We start from the raw sequence: 16,987 nt of genomic DNA on the forward strand, positions 1-16,987 counted from the left end.
CAACGTGACATTGAAAAACAGTATTATTCTGTTAGCAAACAATCTGACTTTTTTGCAACTTGACAACAATGGTATATGTTATATATAATATGGAGATTAGCTATCCACTTAGTCTTATTTGAAAACGAAAGAGGAAGGAAATTGTATGGAGCTAAAAGGCAAGGTAGCTTTTGTTTCGGGCGCCACACGGGGGATCGGATTGTCTATTGCTGAGAAGTTGGCCCAAAGGGGAGCCAGCATATTCGGCACATATTTTCGCAGTCGCAAAGATGCGCAGGCAATGGAGGAGAAGATTCGCGGCTACGGTGTAGAGTGCATTGCATACCGAGCCAATATGGGCAACCACGAACAGGTGCCGGGGATATTCGAGGCCATCGGGAAGCAATTCGGTAAGCTGGATATCATGGTATCCAACGCCGCCCTGGGGGTTTATTCCGACATGATGAACATCGACCGCAAGGCCTGGGAGTTGTCCATGCACACCAACGCTCGGGCTTTTCTACAATGCATCCAAATGGGAACGCCGATGATGCCTGAGGACAGCCGCATTGTAGCCTTGTCTTCGCTCGGATCCATGAGATACATTCCTGGCTACGCAGCTATTGGCGTATCCAAGGCAGCCGTTGAAAACATGGTACGCTACACTGCAGTTGAGATGGCTGAAAAGAAGATCAGCGTTAATTGTGTCTCCGGTGGATTCATTGATACGAGCGCTCTTAAGGTGTTTCCAAACTTCGAAGAGATGAAAAAGCGGGTTATCGAACGCACACCTTACAGACGCATTGGCCGCCCGGAAGAAGTGGCTGATGTCGTTGTTTTTCTCTGTGGACCGGGAGCAAGCTGGGTAACAGGCCAGACAATTATTGTGGATGGGGGCTATTCGCTGGTGTAGGACTTCACCAAGTCGCGCAGAGAGCAATTGCCACTGGTGTTTGTCCACACCAGAGACGTTCAACCCATCTGCTGCCACGTCTATTCAATCCATCCAGCCTTTCGCGAATCAGGGGTTAGTGTAGTCTAAGCCCCATACTCTGTTGACTGTCCGGCTCGTTTCAGACACCCCTGAAATCATACATGAGCTACGCAACCATTTGGTTAAATCATTGTCGTTCCATTAGATAAGTACACGAGAATCAGCCCTTAAAGATTTGCGCATGGGTGGCACGAGATTTACAGTTATCCGGTCAAACGAGAGGAAAGGACTATGAAAATAAGACATTTAAAGATTCAAGACGGGTTCACTCTACTCGAAGTGTTGATCTCCATGGTTATTCTCGGAATCGCGATACTGGTACTGCTGAACATGGCCATGGTGGCGGTTACCGGTAATGATTGGTCAAACCAAGCCACAACCGCGACCCAGGCTATTCAGCAAAAAATGGAGCAGCTCCGCAGTACAGCCAACCCGGTTAGCGGAATGGAAACTGTCGATGGTGTGAATCTATACTGGACCATTTCGAAGCCACAGAACCACTTGCGTAAAGTCTATCTATCAGCAATGTGGGAGGACATGACCTCGGAATACAAGTACACTAATGTAACGGCCTTCATCAAGACCGATTCCATATAGAGGGACGAGATGAAAAAACGAAATAACAGAATCGCGAATCAGCGCGGGACCTCGTTCCTCGAGGTTATGGTGGCACTGGCCATTATGGGTGTCATAACAGCAGCGATATTCAAGCTATACATAACCTCCCACAAGAATTACATGGCTCAGAATGAGGTGATCAACGTACAGCAAAGTGCTCGGGCGTCAATCGACGTACTAACTCGTCAAATTCGTATGGCGGGCTACGGTTTGCCGCTTGGTGTTCCAGCCATTACGTCGTCAAACACTAATCCTGACACAATCGCAATCTGCTACCGCAACAACGACTGCGATACATACCTCGCTGCTGCTATGCCCCAGCCTTCAGCCGAGTTGAAATGTGCAACTGATGTGTCCTGTTTCTCTGATGGCCAGTGGGTGTATATCTTTGAGCCAGATTCAGGAGGCGGCGAGTGGTTTGAAATAACACATGTTCAGGCAGCAGCCAAGCACTTACAACACAATACCATGTCGTTGTCCAAGAAGTATGGCAAGGACGCCATTCTTATGTCCATGGTCTCAATCAAGTTCTATGTGGACAACACCACAGATCCGGATCATCCGTATCTCATGATCGAGTTGCCGGGACAGGGACCGCAGATTTTCGCCGACAACATCATTGATCTGCAATTTCAGTATCGGATGAAAAACGGTGTGGTGATGGATTCGATTATTGTCCCGGATGATGTTCGCGAGGTTCAACTAAGCCTTACCGGACGCTCAATGTACGAGGATACCGACGTGGCTGACCTGGGCGAAGGGGATGGTTTCCGAAGACGTACATTTTCAACATCGGTATTTTTACGCAATGTTGGCATCTAACATTAAGGCAGGCATATGATGAAAAGAAGTTTGATTAGATCACAGCGCGGTTTCGCCACCTTGATAGCCCTCATTATGGTAATCATGCTAACTCTCCTGGGGTTGGCTGTCGTGCAGCAGTCCAGTGATGAAATCACGATTACCAGCAACGAGCTCCAGGAGATGAAAGCCTTCTACGCTGCCGAAGCGGGAATGGAGCTCGCCTCGGCTACTCTACAATCCGTCTATGACAGCACGATAACTCCGCCGCTTTCGGCCATTGACGATAGTCTGAACATTAACAACTGTGCTGTAACCTACTCAGCCGCCATTGACGGTACACCGACTTACAAGAGTCTGTCCAATGGGACTGTATCCGGCTTGCAAGCACGGGTAACGGCATTTTCACTTTCATCGACGGCTGTCAATCCTGTAGAGAACACAAAAGTAGTTCTCACGCAGACATTTGAAATTGCCCTGGTGCCCGTTTACCAGTGGGCGATCTTCTATAACAACGAACTGGAAATATCCGCAGATAATTTAATGTCGGTCCTTGGACGTGTTCACTCGAACGACAACGTATACGTACAGTCAAACACAGCTCTGGAGCTGGCCAGCTATGTAACTTCAGGAGCCAACATTCTCCATGGCGTTCACCCGGGTTCGGGCATGCTTGTCAATGGAAGTGATGTTTTTATCAAGGATGCCGGAGGGACTTTCAGAAATATGAAGCAGGCCAACGGATCCTGGCTGGACGCTTCTCACGCGGATTGGTATGATTTGTCGGTGGCAACCTGGCAGGGTAGAACTCAGGACCAAACTCATGGACAGGGCGTCCTGCGAATTCCTATGGCAGGCGGGACAGGCACTGATTTACACAAATTCATCGAACCGGCCGCTGGCGGAAATGTCAACTCATACGAGTACCGAGCTTCCTTGAAGTTCATCAATGGAAGAGCATTCCAGCTGATCGGGGGAATCTGGACAGATATAACCGCCAACATGATTGCCGACAGTGTTATTTCGTATGTGATCGGACCCAACCGTTTTTGGGATAGTCGCGAAGGAACATTCGTCGAACTGATGGACCTCGATATCGGATTGATGTATGATTCCGGTTATGCGCCCGCCAACCAGATTATATACTTCTCGGTGAACTCTCCGACGGTGAACTTCCCGGCTCTGCGCCTGAAAAACGGTGGTGAACTCGATACGTGCCTTACAATTGCCTCTCAGAACCCGGTCTATGTCTGGGGAGATTTCAACGATTCTCTGAAGAAACCGGTGGCTATTATGGCTGATGCGGTCACTTTCCTTTCCAACAACTGGGATGACGTCAATCAACTCGTGCCGGCGCTGAATAGTGCCACCAACACAGACGTGAATATGTCATTTGTAACTGGAAACGTACCCAGTGGCGGAAGTAACTACAGTGGGGGTTTCGAGAATTTACCACGCTTCCTGGAGAACTGGAACAACCGTGACTTCGTTTGGTCCGGATCAGCTATCAATCTATGGAAATCGGTCCAAGCCGTCGGTCCCTGGAGTCATGGCGTGTACTACGTCGAGCCGGACAGAGTTTGGAGCTATGACACCGACCTTGATGACATTGCCAATCATCCACCTGAAGCGCCTGTTGTGCTTATCTTCCAGCGGACTGGATGGAAACAGGAGTTCGTAGGGTTATAGGGGCCAGATCTTGATCCGTTGCTTCGCAGATGAGCCCGCCTTCTTTGGCGGGCTTTTCTTTTGGAACCAAATAGATCTTGCCGGGGAATGAGATTACTCGGCTACTCAAACTCAATATCGTACGGCATTCTAGCCAGGATTATCCCCTCCCCAACCGGGAACAACATGTCGGACACGGCCTCGACCGGGTCAGCCTCCCCGTCAAACAGTTTGGCCATAGATGTGAACAAAGAAAGACCGGGAAAGGCAAACCATGATCGACGCTGAGGGTAAACTTCTACTCTATAGTCAGTGAGTCCCAGTGCATTGGCAGTGTAATCAAGGGCGCGTCGCAACCCACCGAGTTCATCGACCAATCCAATCTCAAGCGCCTCTCGGCCGGTCCACACCCGACCCTGCGAGAGAGCATCCGTCGAATCAATAGACAAGCCACGACTCTCAGCGACCAGCCGAACGAAATGATTGTAGAATGCTCCCAGTTGGTCCCGGTAGCGCGCACGCTCTTCGTCGGTGAAGGGTCGAATGTTGCTGAGCATACCAGCGAACTTTCCCCGTGTGTACATCTCTTTTCCCAGACCGATTTTTTTATGGAGCCCGCTCAAGTCAGCCTTGCCGCCATAGATACCAATCGAGCCTGTGACAGACCCCGGACTGGCGAACAGACGACGACCCGGTGTCGAGAAATAGTATCCTGCCGAGGCGGTCACGTTGGCCATCGATACGACCAATGATTTATGTCGGGAAAGTTCGTCAACGCTGTGATAAATACGCTCTCCGGCCATCGCCAGTCCACCCGGAGAGTTGATACGCCAGACCACGCCCTTAACATCCGGTTGGCATTGGACACTTTCGAGCGCTGCTGCCATTGTACCGGGAGTTACACGTCGACCGCTATTGAATGGGCTGGACGACCTACGACTGTCTGTCACTTCGCCTTCGGCTACTACTATTGCAAGTACGGGAAGACGAGGCCATCCATCGTTTAACAATGTGTCGGTTTGATAGCGCCGAAAGCTAATCTCGGTCATGGAACGGAGAATATCGTCATGCATCTTGTCTCGATAACTCAGGCCGTCGACGAGGCCAAGCGACAACGCCTCCTCGGATGTGAACGGTCCCAGGTCAATCATGGACTTCACCGAATCCGGCGACAGACCACGACCCTCCGCTATTCCAATTACAAACTGATCATAAAGATCATCCAACAGTCGGTTGGTGGCCTCGCAACCTTCCTCACTAGCTGTCTTGTGAGTGTATGCTTCAGCTGCCTGTTTGTATTTGCCAAATCGAACCAGATCAGCTTTAATCCCCAGTTTCTCCATTGTCCCGGCATAGAAGGTCAATTCTGCCCTGAGCCCGATGAGGTTCAACTGGCTCACCGGCGGGATAAGTATCAGGTTGGCTACACTCGCTACATAGTAGCCAATGTTATTGGGGCGGCTAATATGGCAGATCACCTCTTTTCCCTGCCGACGGAAATATGACAGCGCATCGCGTAGTTCCTGGGCCTGTCCAAATCCAAGTGACAGGCTGTTCAGACCAATAACCATCTCACCAATTGAATGGTCATCAGCAGCCCGATAGATGTTCAACAGGACAGACCAAAACGGTGTTTTCTGACGTCCGATTACTGGCCGAACGGGATTCTCTTCCGGCCGCCCCGAAACTGCCAAGCGTAATCTTCTTTTCCGAGGGGGAATAATCGATGCTTGACGTTGCGAGCTAGCTCCCATGTACACAATGGAGCGGGTGTGGTCCCCTGCCCTGGTGAAATCACTCTGTCCACCAGTGAAGTATTTCCGTAAATTGACGCGAAACCCCAACTGGAAAGCTCCATCAGAATCAATTTGACCTTCGACAAACAGACCCGGCACCGGAACAAGCTCAGCATGGTAGCTGTAATGGGCATCCTTGAAACTCTGGCGTGTGGAGAGGAAAGCATCAACAGCCACTGTCAGCTTGCCTGGTAGCGGTCGATAGGCCAATGAGTATCGCTGTTGAGTCTCGGTCCGATCGCCGTCGAGGCGACCCCGATTAAGGTTGGAGAACACTGCCGCCCAACTAAACGGTCCCCCTGGTCGACCTGACACAGACATGTCCCAGAAATGGCGTTTATGGTATCCTGTCGGTCCCTCCTTATAATACCGATACGCTCCTCCCACACACAGCGAACGTCCCAGAGGAAAGCCGGAGGCGAAGATATGTTCCTGATAATTACGCTCATTGGGATTGTAGAGTCGTCTGTAGGCTGTGGACAAACCCTTATTGGCAACAACCGTGCCCCAACTCCTGGTAAATGAACCGTCATCGTGTTGAGCCATCAACTGATACTCAACGGCATCAAACCAACCCAGCATAGATGGATTACACCAGACTGCCTCCGACCCATAGACAGTTGCTGCTGGATGATAATGAAAAATACCTGTCGGTGTAGCTATCCGGGTTGCTGATAGCGACCCGACGGAGAGACCACCAAGCACAACAAGCCAGAGTATTACCCGGCGACGGATGGTCATTCTCATTCCTCCTCCATGTCGATGCCACGGACAAAAATGTTGCCGTCACCTCTGATTAAACCGTTGATACCTCCTGCACCGCTACCGGCAACGAGGCTTAACCTGTCCCGTTGGATGAGATCGGCCAGAAACCGAAGCCCACTCACCTCAATCTTACCCTCGTCACCGACCGATAGTGATAACGTCGCCGACAGGTCGTCTGGCACGCTAATGTCAATATCTTCAAATCTATTGCTGACTACAATCTGTTCTCCGGTCATGTCGGCGATCTCTATGACAACAGGAGCTGACCTGCCGCGGATGATATTGCGGTCACCACGCGGACGGAAATCGATCAATTCGATACGACCAAAGCTGTTCTTGACGCTTATTTGACCGTCAAAACCGTCAATACGAATATCTCCTCCCTGATTGCGGAATACAGCCTGATCGTCAGGGCTGTAAATCTCACGAGCCTCAAGAGTAGAATTGGATGTTTCGACTGAGACTTCGCCGGAGATGCGGGAGATCGTCAGACGCCGATTGGCAGTTGTCAGATCAACCTGTCCAGTCACATCTGAAACCTGCAGACGGCCCAACGAAGAAGGTACTACGAATCCTGAGAACGGTCCGACAGCATTCAGATCGAAGTAAGTGGCATTGACCTCAAGAAATGAGTTCACGGGGACAGAAATCTCGATCTCGATAGTGGTTGCTTCATCCGTCTCCCATGGTGGTGGGTTCGGCGCTCGTAATTGGAGACGAACTCCACCGGCGACCCGATCCAGATCAACTGCGACCATGTCGATATGATCAATCGCTCGCGATCGGTCGGAGGACCTGGACTTCAAGAAATACTCCAGCGAGACCTTTTGTTCCGGCACCGTGCGTATGCGAATGCTGCCGGTCATAGTTGCCGCCGACTGAATCACGACCCTGTTGCCTTCCTCAAGGCCGATTACTCTGGACAGCAATCCGGTCGAGAACATACCGTTCTCGTCCTGTGTGATTTTCTGAGCCGATCCCGATCCGGCCATAATAAGGAGGCCGGTGAGGACAAGTAACACGATTCCTGTTCTTTGCATTGTCTACCCGCTCACAAAGCTATCATAAACTTGTTTCATAACTATAGACCCCGCCACTGCGGCGTTAAGCGACTCCACGCGGCGAGAATGCCCGATACGCAGGATCACCGAGGCCAGAGATCGCATCTCATCTGACAATCCTTCCGCCTCAGAACCGACAGCCATGAGCCGTATCTGAGCTCCGCGTAATTGCTGGTAGCATGATCGCCAGCTTCGACCTTCAAGTCCAGTCGCCACAACCGTGCCGCTCCTCTGTTTTACAAACTGTTCCAGCTTGTCCATTTCGACTTTTGCAATCGGTAAGCCAAAAATGGCGCCCATTGACGAACGGACTACTTTCGGAGAATAAGGCTCTACACAACTACCGCACAATATTGTAAGGTCAAAGTCAAAGGCCATGGCCGAACGCAGCAGCGTGCCAAGATTGCCGGGGTCCGAAATACTGTCACACACCAGTATGTTACGCATTTTAGGTGTATAAAGTTCATTGAGTCCATGGGCCGGCAAGTCAAAGAGACCGACCAGCCCCTGGGGGGTTCTGGTGTCCGTTAGAACTTCCAGTTGACGCGCCGGGATCTGTACCAGTTTGGTCTGTTTTCTACCGAAGCGTTCCACGAGGCTCTTGCCTCGGTTTGGTAACAGGGACGGAGCAAAATAGATGGCGCGGGGATAAAAATGGTGCCGCAAGGATTCTTCCAGAAGACGAACTCCCTCGGCCAGAAAGACGCCCTGCTTGCGTCGTCCCTTCCTGGTCAGCAAGGCTCGTAGATTTTTTAATTCCGTCTGGGACAGCGGCATTGTTTATTATCCTCACTTAGTTTCGCCTTCGAAAACAATGATTCGTTCGGCGGGTTTGATTTGCAAGTGAAAACTGTCGCTTTACTACTGTTGTGTTCCTGGATACTGGCTTCGGTATCCGCAGGCGCGGAGGAACGTTTTGTAGTCGGTGGACTTGAGGAACGGTTTCCTTCTTGCGAAGAACCCTCCCGGGGCGTAGTGTTGGCTCTCTCGGGCGGGGGGGCGCGTGGATTGGCCACAATAGGCATACTGCGCGCACTCGAGGAGAAGGACATTGGTATCGCCGCTATCGCTGGCGCTTCCATGGGAGGGATAGTGGGTGGACTGTATGCTACCGGTTACACCGCTGAACAACTGACATCTATCGTACATAATCTTGATTTCGACGGTCTCTTCGGCAATGCTCCGGATCGCTCGACTATGTTCCAGACTAAACGGCGCGGACGTGGACGGGATTTACTGACCCTTCGCTTTGACGGTTTTCTCCCCATAATTCCCCAGGCGCTGACTACCGGGCAGAAGCTAACCGAAATTCTAACCCGTTTGACGACTCGGGCTACCTATCGATCGGGCGGCGATTTCTCACAACTGCCAATCCCGTTCGCAACTGTCAGTTCAGATATGATTACTGGTGAGGAAGTCATCCTGGATCATGGTTCGCTGGCCGATGCTATGCGGGCGACTCTTGCTTTTCCCCTGGCCTTTACGGGCGTTGAGATCAATGGTCGTTTGTTGGTAGACGGTGGCATGGTCAATCCCATGCCGGTAAACGTAGCCCGGTCTCTGTGTGATGTGCCGGTACTGGCCATAGCGATCAACACTTCCAGTCCCCTTCTTAAGCGTGATGAAATCGCGACTCCAGTTGATATTGTAAACCAGGCGACTTCAATCATGACAAAAAGAGTGTTGCGTCAGGGGCTGGCGTCTGCCGATTTTGTAATCACACCGGTCGGGAACAATATCCACTCGACCGACTTCAGGCTTAAGGACAGCATTATCGAGTTAGGATATCAGGCTGGTCTGATGGCCGTCGATAGCATTCTGAGTTTGCTCAGCCAACGCCGTGATACCACCCGTTACACTTTCAGTGTAGTTCGTCTGGACACCGGCTTATCGCCCCATCGGGCGCAGATTGAAGCGATATTGCTGCAACAACAATTGAACCGGCCGGAGTTCCTGGCTGCCCTTAAGTCCCTTCGGGAAGAACTCGGCTTTTTCCAGCTTGAGGTCGGTATTTCCACGGACTCTAACTCTACTGGAAAGCACACTTGTGTGTCGCTGAGCGGATTTGAATGCCTGGACCCGGCGCGGGTGAAGTTCTCGTTTGTAGGCAATCAGGTTTTCAGTGACTCCGTACTTGTTTCGCAGATGGAGCTTACTGATTCCGCGCTTACTCCTTTGAGACTGGATCGTGTTTTACACTCGGCGATGAATCGCTACCGGGCAGACGGGTATGATCTGGCAGACATTCGTAGTGTTAATGTGGATCCGGTCTCGAACTCTGCTGCGGCAACAATTGATGAGGCTGTTATCAGGAGGGTCGAAATAGCCGGCCATGGCCGGACCAAGGCATGGTTCATTCGATCGTTGTTCCCGATGAAGGCAGGCGAGCCGTATTCAACGAGACGGGCAGCTCAGGGTATTAACAACATCTATGGTACCGATCTATTCTATCGGGTGTCTGCTGATCTTGTCCCTGAGGATAGCGGGGCGGTGGTCAGAATCGTTGTCCGGGAGAAAAAGCCATTTCAGATGCGGCTTGGTTGGCACTGGGATGATGAATACCAGTCCGAGGAGTTCATTGAACTGCTGGATGACAACATCGGTGGGGTGGGTCTGGAACTGCTGGGTCACGCTCGATACTCCCCGGATCGGCAACACTACTTTTTGAATTTCAAGGCAGATCGTATCTTTTCCAGTTACATGACCGGAGCCATACGTTTTTACCATACGCAACTTGATCGTCATCTTTATGATGGCAACGATTCGCTGACCGGCAAGCACCAGGAACTCAAACTTGGAACGGAATTTCGTATCGGGCGACAGATTTCGCGTTTGGGGACAGTAGCGATGGCTCTGGTTATCGAAGAGATTGATTATTTCCAGGAAAACAGGGAGATAGATGAAGAACTGGGGCTGCGCATTTTCAAACTCGAATCGCTGGTCGAGAACTTTGATCGCATTCCTTTTCCACACCGAGGCAAGAAGCACTTTTTCGAACTACAGTTTGCCGGACGGCTACTTGGGGGGGATGTTGACTATACTCGTTTCTTCACGTCAATCGAAGCCTATTTTCCGCTGGGGAAGTACCTGAACTACCACCCACGCCTTGGGGTGGGGATTTCACGCTCAGGGTTACCGATGTCCGAACGATTCTATATGGGGGGGTTGCGGTCGTTTCATGGTTACCGCAGCGGCCAACTCAGCGGCGACAAGATGTTCCTGCTCAGCCAGCAACTTCGGATCAAGCTACCGCTCTGGCTCTATCTCAGTGGCTACTTTGATCTGGGTAATATCTATGGCAGCACCGACGAAATAAAGCTCTCCCATCTGCGACGAGCTTTCGGAGTGTGCCTGTCGCTCGACACCCCCCTCGGACCTGCTGAAATTGGATACGGCGCTACGGAAGATGACCTCGACCGAATTTACATCCGGGTGGGGTTCGAGTTTTAGATCCGGTTGATGAAAAAGTGGTGTCTCAGTCATGTAGGTCAAGCGGCTTGCTGCTTGACGACTGCGGAGAATGATTCACATGTCAAGCCGACAGGCGGCTTGACCTACTACGCTAGAACCGATAGGCGGCGCTGACGCGGAAGGTAGCATCCAGATCGCCATGATGAAGATAAGCCAGGTCAATGATAACCTTGCCAACATCAACTCCGGCCCCGGCTGTAAAACGCCCGATATCAAATCCTGCCCGTCCGAAAACTTTCTCCCGGTAGCCAACCTCCCAGCCATAATGGGTATCAAGCGAGAACGACCCTGACGAGTACTGCGCCGACTCCTTCAGTCCTTCGAATTTGATATCCCCGCTGAAGAGGAAACGGCCGGTGAAATCCCAGCGGGAGAATGCCAGTGCAACGCCGGGTTTGATCGTTGGGTAAATCGACTCGGTGTGGGAACCGGAATCGAATGTCTCTCCTGAGTAACGGATGAAACCGGTGCTGATGTCGGTTACCATCAAGCCCAGATCGGTGTGTCGAGTGAGTTGGTACAACAGGCCTGCATCCAGTGTTAGCCCCTTGCCGGATTCGGTCCCGATGTCTCGATAGATGATCTTGGCTGTCAGGCCAAAATCGAGTCGTTGTCCCAATCTGCCCGCCAGAGCCGCCGACAACAGGAAATCGCCGTGCGACTCTTCGGATACAGCGTATTGCCGCCCAAACTCATTGAGCTGAGTAATTTTAATTCCCCCGCCTCCCAAATAGTACAGGTAGAAGCCAAAGGCTCGCACTGTTGAACGGCCTTCTGATCGGGCGTCGATGTACGCCACGTAATCATGGTTCAGCAGAGAGCCAAACGTCTCGGCGTGCATAGCCACCACCTGCCGCCCCTGCAGTCGGTTCATGCCGGCCGGGTTCCAGTAGGCTGAGGTGCCATCAAACGGTCCGGCCACAACAGCCCCGCCAAGAGCTAAACCTCGTCCGCCCACACCGAGTGAGAAAGCGTCACCGGCATACTTGGCCGCCTGGACATGACCGCCGTATATCAACAGCAGTCCAATGAATATGTATCGACAAAGGGTCATAATTTGAGTTTCACTCTTGGCCATTATACACAAATGACCGTCGCGATGCCACTATACTTGCTATCGGCATTCCCCTGGTTTGGGACGTCCATTAAGTACGTTATTCGGTAATCGAACTGATAAAACAAAGGCGGGAGGATAACCTCCCGCCTTTTGTCTATGATAGACATCTCAATCGAAATGATCTATTTGGTGCCGGAGTCCTTTTCCTTGGAAGCATCCGCCGTCTTAACTCCACAAGCCTTTTGCTGGGCGGGAGTACAAGTCTTGGCGCAGGTAGCGGCCTTCTTGGATTGGGTAGTAGTGTTGGCTACAAAAAGCTCAGCTTTGAAACCCTTCTTGGTAACAGCACTGGTCAGCAAGCTCTTGTCGGTCAGCTTGGCGGGATCGTAACAGACCACCGCTGCCCCGGCTTGATGCGAAACCTTGAAAACATCAATCACGCCTTCAATTTCTGAGAGGGCTCCACTGACACTGCTTTCGCAGCCGCCGCAGGTCATGCCCTTAACCGTCAAAGCAACAGTCTCGCACTTACCATCGTACTTTTTGCAGGTTTCGGCCCATTTGGCGCATTCTTCCGGAGTACAGTATTTGCCCAGCACACCACAGGCGGCGCCAAGCTGAGAACCGTCACAAGCAGCTTTCGAGTGACCGGCGCAGCCGGCAGCTTTGGTATCTTTGCCATCTTTGCTCGCCGCACAGCCCTTACCAGCCTGGATATCGACGCTACCGATGGCCACACAGATGGCGGCACAGATAACTACGGTTAATACTTTCTTCACGATGTTTCTCCTTTTGTGGTACTTAAATATCGGATTCTCATATAATTGTCAAATATAGTGTAATCAGCTCGATTGGTCAACCAATTCGAGCGTTCAGTAACAAAAAAATGGACTTATTGTATCAATTCTCCCTTTTTAACCCCTAATGTCCCCAAAGGTTTCATTGGGGAATAAAATACCTTTACTTTCTGTCTCAAAATCTGGCCACCTGGAGTGGCAGAAGACAAATCAAGGTATTTACTTCGCAATATCAACGTTTTCATAGAATACTAACCGTCTTCCCTCGTAGTCAAACAGGACTTGAAAATTCTCCAGAATCATGTTGCCGATATTGCCGGCCAACTCCTCCGAGCCAGCCAATCCCAGCCCCTCTTCGGGTAACATTACACGCAGTGACTGTAGGGAAATCTCGCCAAACCGGAAGGTCGCCGCAAAGGCAGTTTTGCTGCCAATCGCCCCCCCGACGCCGCCCATACCCACCGGGTTGGTCTTAACATCGTCCAACACCTCTTCCAGATGATGTTTGTCCACAAAGTTGCGGTGCAGTATAAGACCAAAAGCGTTACCCAGATCAACAATGAACTCCCCCTTGATACCGTTGAGTTCTCCGGTGACAGAGGGAACCAGCATAGTCAGATTGAAATCCACCGCGATTCCTCCCGGTGGCAATTCAAAAGCCTGTGGATCAAAGACTGTGAGCGATGAGTCACGATAGTCAATCAGAACCGGAAAGCGAGAGAGGAAATCATAGCCCAGCATACCTCCCAGCTCCTGCTTATGGGGCACTGAACGGACAAAGGCCGAGAGGTCCATCGAACCAGCGACCTGGGCATACAGAGTAAGAGCCCCGATTGAGATGGAGTCGGACCGCACCAACTGCACTTCTTCGTACCCCGCCATACCTACGACCGGCAGACTGCCCTCAACAGGCAGGTTCAGGTCTGCAATGGTTGCAGTGTGAAATATATTGGCTGAAGCGCCGGAGTCGAGAATGAACCAGACCTTCTTTGTGCCATTAATCGTAGCAGGCAACCAGATATGACCGAGGCGATACTCAAATCCGATTCTAACCGATGCCGATGAATCGGCAAAGGAATAGTCAGCGACGGCACGAGCCGGCATCGAGAACACCGATTGGTCAATCTCGATGTTCAGCGTAATGCTGTCGGTCTCAAGCGATGTGAAGAGCGGAATATCTTCAAACGATGTGTGAACAAAATGTGGTACAGCAACTCCGCCGACAAAGCGATAGTCACCCATCTGGGAGATCGACCTGAGGTTATCCAGTTTGCTGAACGAGTAGCGCCTCATGGCGTCGTCGGGATCAAAAAGAATCCGCACGGTGTCGTTGTTGAGTGGATAGAAAGCTACCTGATGATACTTCATGCCATCATATTCCAACTCGCCGAGGTCTTCGCAGGTTCCCTTCATCCGGTCCTTCAGAAGATAGGAGAAGGACTCAAAATAGATATTGGATAGCAGGGCGTCCTTCTCGTATCCCGTCAACTCCGAGACTCGTCCGTTGTGGTCCTGTTGCCAGGCCTGGTGTCCGTCATAAGCCTGAATTAGAACGACGCTGCCAATGGCAACTTCAAGATAGAGCCGGTCCGGCGCGGAAAATATCTCAACAAATCGCCCGGCCTGACCGTTGAGATTGATTGTCCCCTCGGCACGAAAGGAAGATATCCGTTGTAGCGAATCAAACGCCGTTTTTCCCCCGACTGATTTGATAAACAGGGAGTCGAGATTCGTGGCTGATGCATCAGCGCTAATCAGGATGAATAAAGCTAGTACAAAACAACGGAACATAGGAGGATCATCCTTTCAATTCGGTTCTACTGCTCAGGGAACAGGTTTCATCTGGAAAACACAAACACAAAACGGCCACCCCTTATAAAAGAGATGGCCGTTCCTGTTTTCAATTTTATTCGCAGTTCCTACGGGCACGCCACCGGAGCAGGACCTCCAGTGAACAAGTATGCAACCAGATGGGTTAGGTCAGCCGGGTGCCATGCTCAAACTCGTTTGGGCATGATTTCCTGTAGAAACCCCTTAGCGGTTCCGCCATCTAGATTGTCAGGACCGCAAGGGGTCCTGACCTACAAATGCGAAATCTGTTAAAGGGGATAGTATTCACATAATCCTCCAGGCAAACAACCATGAGTAAGCTATCATTCCCAGTTGGTGGCGCGTTGCCACCCTGCTCTTGAACAGTATAAGCCGAAACAGCCCAAAAGTCAATGTGGTGGGGTGTTTGTATGCCTTGATACCGAGACGTTTTCTCGGTAACATGCAGTATGGCTCAATTCAAGGAAATACTGGACAACTTCCTCGAGTATGTTTGACGAGCAAGGCATTCCCCTCGATAAAGTCGACTATTGTTTTCCTATCTGGAATTGAATTTGAGTTTGGAACGCACTAATTCAAGCAGCTTTTTGGGTTCCGGTAGATTCATAACCGTGGCCAGCGACATGTACACTATTGCCCCCACTCCTCCCAGCAGAGCCAAACGGATAGCCACAAGTAGAAGGGGCCACGACATTGATCCGGGCCAGAGTGCGATAAGTCCGAACCACAGTAAGGCTGTTACTAACAGGCTGGCCATTATCTTCACCAGGGCCAGCCCAAACATCCTCCCTAGCGAAAACCCCATTAGCCGTTGCAAGTCGATGGTCATGATAATAAATCCGACGAGCCACGCTATCGAAGATGCCAGAGCCAGGCCGTTTTGCTCCATTGGTCCTATCAGAAACACGCTCAACAGTATCTTCACCACGAGAACAACAAACAAAATTGTGCCGACCCGAAGAAGATTGGAACGAGCATAGTAAAACCGCATCTGAAACCAGAGCATTGAATAAAAGCAGATCCCGAGGGCGAAGTATCTCAGGGGGTCAGCCGTTAGAACCAGCGATTGGGAGTCAAAGGCTCCTCTTTGAAACGCAATGCGAACAATCTCAAGCGGAAACAGATAAAAACTCAGCGCCATCAAACCCATGACAAACATGACCAGACGCAATCCTCCGGCAAACATTTCGTGAAGTCGTTTGCCATTGGCGTCCGAGTTGAAATCAGATATCCAGGGGAAAGAAGCAGCAGCAGCCGACACCACGAACATTCCTACGGGCAACATGATCAGAAAAGTCGCGTACCGGAGAGCTGCGATCTGTCCCTCACCCAGGTAGGCGGCGGCGAGATACCGATCGACCAATGGATAGGCCAAAGCGATGCACTCCACCGCTGCCACAGCCAGCACTGATTTCATCAGCTTCCCTGCAATACCCATATCCACACCGGAAGAGGTACTCGGATTCACAAGGCGATAAGCAGTGGCTCCATTGATCACGAATAAGGCTATTGATGCGGCCAGCCAGCCGTAGGCCAGGGCATCGATGTTGAGTTGATCATATCCGAACAATACAATTCCGAGAACGAGTAAATTGGCTACCATAGGCGAAAACGCCGGTACCACAAAATGCTTGCGGTCAAAGAGCACGGCACGGAAATATGCCTCCATACCCCGGAAAAACACAAACCAGGCCAGAATCGACATTAACCTCAAGGCAGTTGCACAATCTTCTCCGGTCAGCCGTGGAGCCAGCAGGTTGATGATTGGTGCCTTCAGCACGTAGATTGCCACGGCGACTAGTCCGAATATAGCTGTGAAAGTCACTGTGCCGGCCACAAACAATCTGCGGCCGGCTTCCTCATCGTCCCCACCGAGTTTTTTCTTGAGCGGTATGAAAGCCGGAGGGAGGGCTGCAAACGCTACGAACGTCAACAACTCAGGTATTGTGAAGGCCAGTAGAAAGATGTCAAAGATCGAACTTGTTCCGAAATACCCCGCGATCGTTGCTTCGCGGGCATACCCCAGGATTCGTCCGAAGACGTTGGTTCCCACCGTAATGACGGTGGCGGCCAGTAGCGATTGTCTGGCGAACCGGGGGCTCATCGGGACTCCCTGCGATTGATGCGGGATTGGCAGGAGAGCAAGTATT

General features: G+C 51.2%; 12 protein-coding genes. 5 read left to right on the forward strand and 7 right to left on the reverse strand.

Annotated features, from left to right (window positions below; genetic code table 11):
* Positions 1-145: 145 nt before the first annotated feature.
* From KOO62_03005 to KOO62_03020, 4 genes are all read left to right on the forward strand, one after another.
* Positions 146-892, forward strand: coding sequence for an SDR family oxidoreductase (locus KOO62_03005; GenBank protein ID MBU8932956.1), 747 nt, complete (start codon positions 146-148; stop codon positions 890-892).
* 312 nt (positions 893-1,204) lie between these two features.
* Entirely contained in the window at positions 1,205-1,570 is a 366-nt protein-coding gene (locus KOO62_03010; GenBank protein ID MBU8932957.1) for a prepilin-type N-terminal cleavage/methylation domain-containing protein, read from the forward strand.
* 9 nt (positions 1,571-1,579) lie between these two features.
* Positions 1,580-2,413 (forward strand): prepilin-type N-terminal cleavage/methylation domain-containing protein, encoded by an 834-nt coding sequence (locus KOO62_03015; protein ID MBU8932958.1) that lies wholly within the window; start codon positions 1,580-1,582, stop codon positions 2,411-2,413.
* Between the two features lie 15 nt (positions 2,414-2,428).
* The gene (locus KOO62_03020) at positions 2,429-4,081 is read left to right on the forward strand and encodes a hypothetical protein (protein ID MBU8932959.1); all 1,653 of its coding nucleotides are present in this window, start codon (positions 2,429-2,431) and stop codon (positions 4,079-4,081) included.
* A 101-nt stretch (positions 4,082-4,182) separates the two neighbouring features.
* Here KOO62_03020 and KOO62_03025 read toward each other — a convergent pair whose 3' ends face one another.
* Genes KOO62_03025 through KOO62_03035 form a run of 3 tightly spaced genes read right to left on the reverse strand, consistent with a single transcriptional unit; the run spans position 4,183 to position 8,459 of the window.
* The gene (locus KOO62_03025; GenBank protein ID MBU8932960.1) at positions 4,183-6,603 is read right to left on the reverse strand and encodes a S49 family peptidase; all 2,421 of its coding nucleotides are present in this window, start codon (positions 6,601-6,603) and stop codon (positions 4,183-4,185) included.
* A complete protein-coding gene (locus KOO62_03030; GenBank protein MBU8932961.1) occupies positions 6,600-7,661 on the reverse strand; it encodes a hypothetical protein in 1,062 nt (353 codons plus the stop codon). The genes KOO62_03025 and KOO62_03030 overlap by 4 nt, the downstream gene beginning before the upstream one ends.
* A gap of 3 nt (positions 7,662-7,664) precedes the next feature.
* On the reverse strand, positions 7,665-8,459 hold the full coding sequence (locus KOO62_03035) for an RNA methyltransferase (GenBank protein MBU8932962.1): 795 nt from the start codon (positions 8,457-8,459) through the stop codon (positions 7,665-7,667).
* A gap of 66 nt (positions 8,460-8,525) precedes the next feature.
* On the opposite strand from KOO62_03035, the gene KOO62_03040 reads away from it, so the two are divergent.
* The gene (locus KOO62_03040; protein MBU8932963.1) at positions 8,526-11,132 is read left to right on the forward strand and encodes a patatin-like phospholipase family protein; all 2,607 of its coding nucleotides are present in this window, start codon (positions 8,526-8,528) and stop codon (positions 11,130-11,132) included.
* A 112-nt stretch (positions 11,133-11,244) separates the two neighbouring features.
* Here KOO62_03040 and KOO62_03045 read toward each other — a convergent pair whose 3' ends face one another.
* The 4 genes from KOO62_03045 to KOO62_03060 form a co-directional block, all read right to left on the reverse strand.
* Positions 11,245-12,207: a hypothetical protein gene (locus KOO62_03045; protein ID MBU8932964.1), complete on the reverse strand. Its 963-nt coding sequence runs from the start codon at positions 12,205-12,207 to the stop codon at positions 11,245-11,247.
* A 185-nt stretch (positions 12,208-12,392) separates the two neighbouring features.
* Positions 12,393-12,707 carry a cation transporter gene (locus KOO62_03050; GenBank protein ID MBU8932965.1) on the reverse strand — a complete coding sequence of 105 codons (315 nt, stop codon included), beginning with the start codon at positions 12,705-12,707 and terminating at the stop codon, positions 12,393-12,395.
* Positions 12,708-13,226: 519 nt separating this feature from the next.
* The gene (locus tag KOO62_03055) at positions 13,227-14,798 is read right to left on the reverse strand and encodes a retroviral-like aspartic protease family protein (protein MBU8932966.1); all 1,572 of its coding nucleotides are present in this window, start codon (positions 14,796-14,798) and stop codon (positions 13,227-13,229) included.
* Positions 14,799-15,375: 577 nt separating this feature from the next.
* Entirely contained in the window at positions 15,376-16,941 is a 1,566-nt protein-coding gene (locus KOO62_03060; protein ID MBU8932967.1) for a polysaccharide biosynthesis C-terminal domain-containing protein, read from the reverse strand.
* Between the last annotated feature and the right edge of the window lie 46 nt (positions 16,942-16,987).

Source organism: Candidatus Zixiibacteriota bacterium, from assembly GCA_019038695.1.
Taxonomy (GTDB): Bacteria; Zixibacteria; MSB-5A5; order GN15; family FEB-12; genus B120-G9.

Bases quoted from the DNA above. Each gene is read 5' to 3' on its own strand.
- KOO62_03045 (MBU8932964.1), bottom strand. From the start codon at position 12,207: ATGACCCTTTGTCGATACATATTCATTGGACTGCTGTTGATATACGGC.
- KOO62_03035 (MBU8932962.1), bottom strand. From the start codon at position 8,459: ATGCCGCTGTCCCAGACGGAATTAAAAAATCTACGAGCCTTGCTGACC.
- KOO62_03010 (MBU8932957.1), top strand. From the start codon at position 1,205: ATGAAAATAAGACATTTAAAGATTCAAGACGGGTTCACTCTACTCGAA.
- KOO62_03060 (MBU8932967.1), bottom strand. From the start codon at position 16,941: ATGAGCCCCCGGTTCGCCAGACAATCGCTACTGGCCGCCACCGTCATT.
- KOO62_03055 (MBU8932966.1), bottom strand. From the start codon at position 14,798: ATGTTCCGTTGTTTTGTACTAGCTTTATTCATCCTGATTAGCGCTGAT.
- KOO62_03025 (MBU8932960.1), bottom strand. From the start codon at position 6,603: ATGAGAATGACCATCCGTCGCCGGGTAATACTCTGGCTTGTTGTGCTT.
- KOO62_03005 (MBU8932956.1), top strand. From the start codon at position 146: ATGGAGCTAAAAGGCAAGGTAGCTTTTGTTTCGGGCGCCACACGGGGG.
- KOO62_03020 (MBU8932959.1), top strand. From the start codon at position 2,429: ATGATGAAAAGAAGTTTGATTAGATCACAGCGCGGTTTCGCCACCTTG.
- KOO62_03015 (MBU8932958.1), top strand. From the start codon at position 1,580: ATGAAAAAACGAAATAACAGAATCGCGAATCAGCGCGGGACCTCGTTC.
- KOO62_03030 (MBU8932961.1), bottom strand. From the start codon at position 7,661: ATGCAAAGAACAGGAATCGTGTTACTTGTCCTCACCGGCCTCCTTATT.
- KOO62_03050 (MBU8932965.1), bottom strand. From the start codon at position 12,707: ATGACCTGCGGCGGCTGCGAAAGCAGTGTCAGTGGAGCCCTCTCAGAA.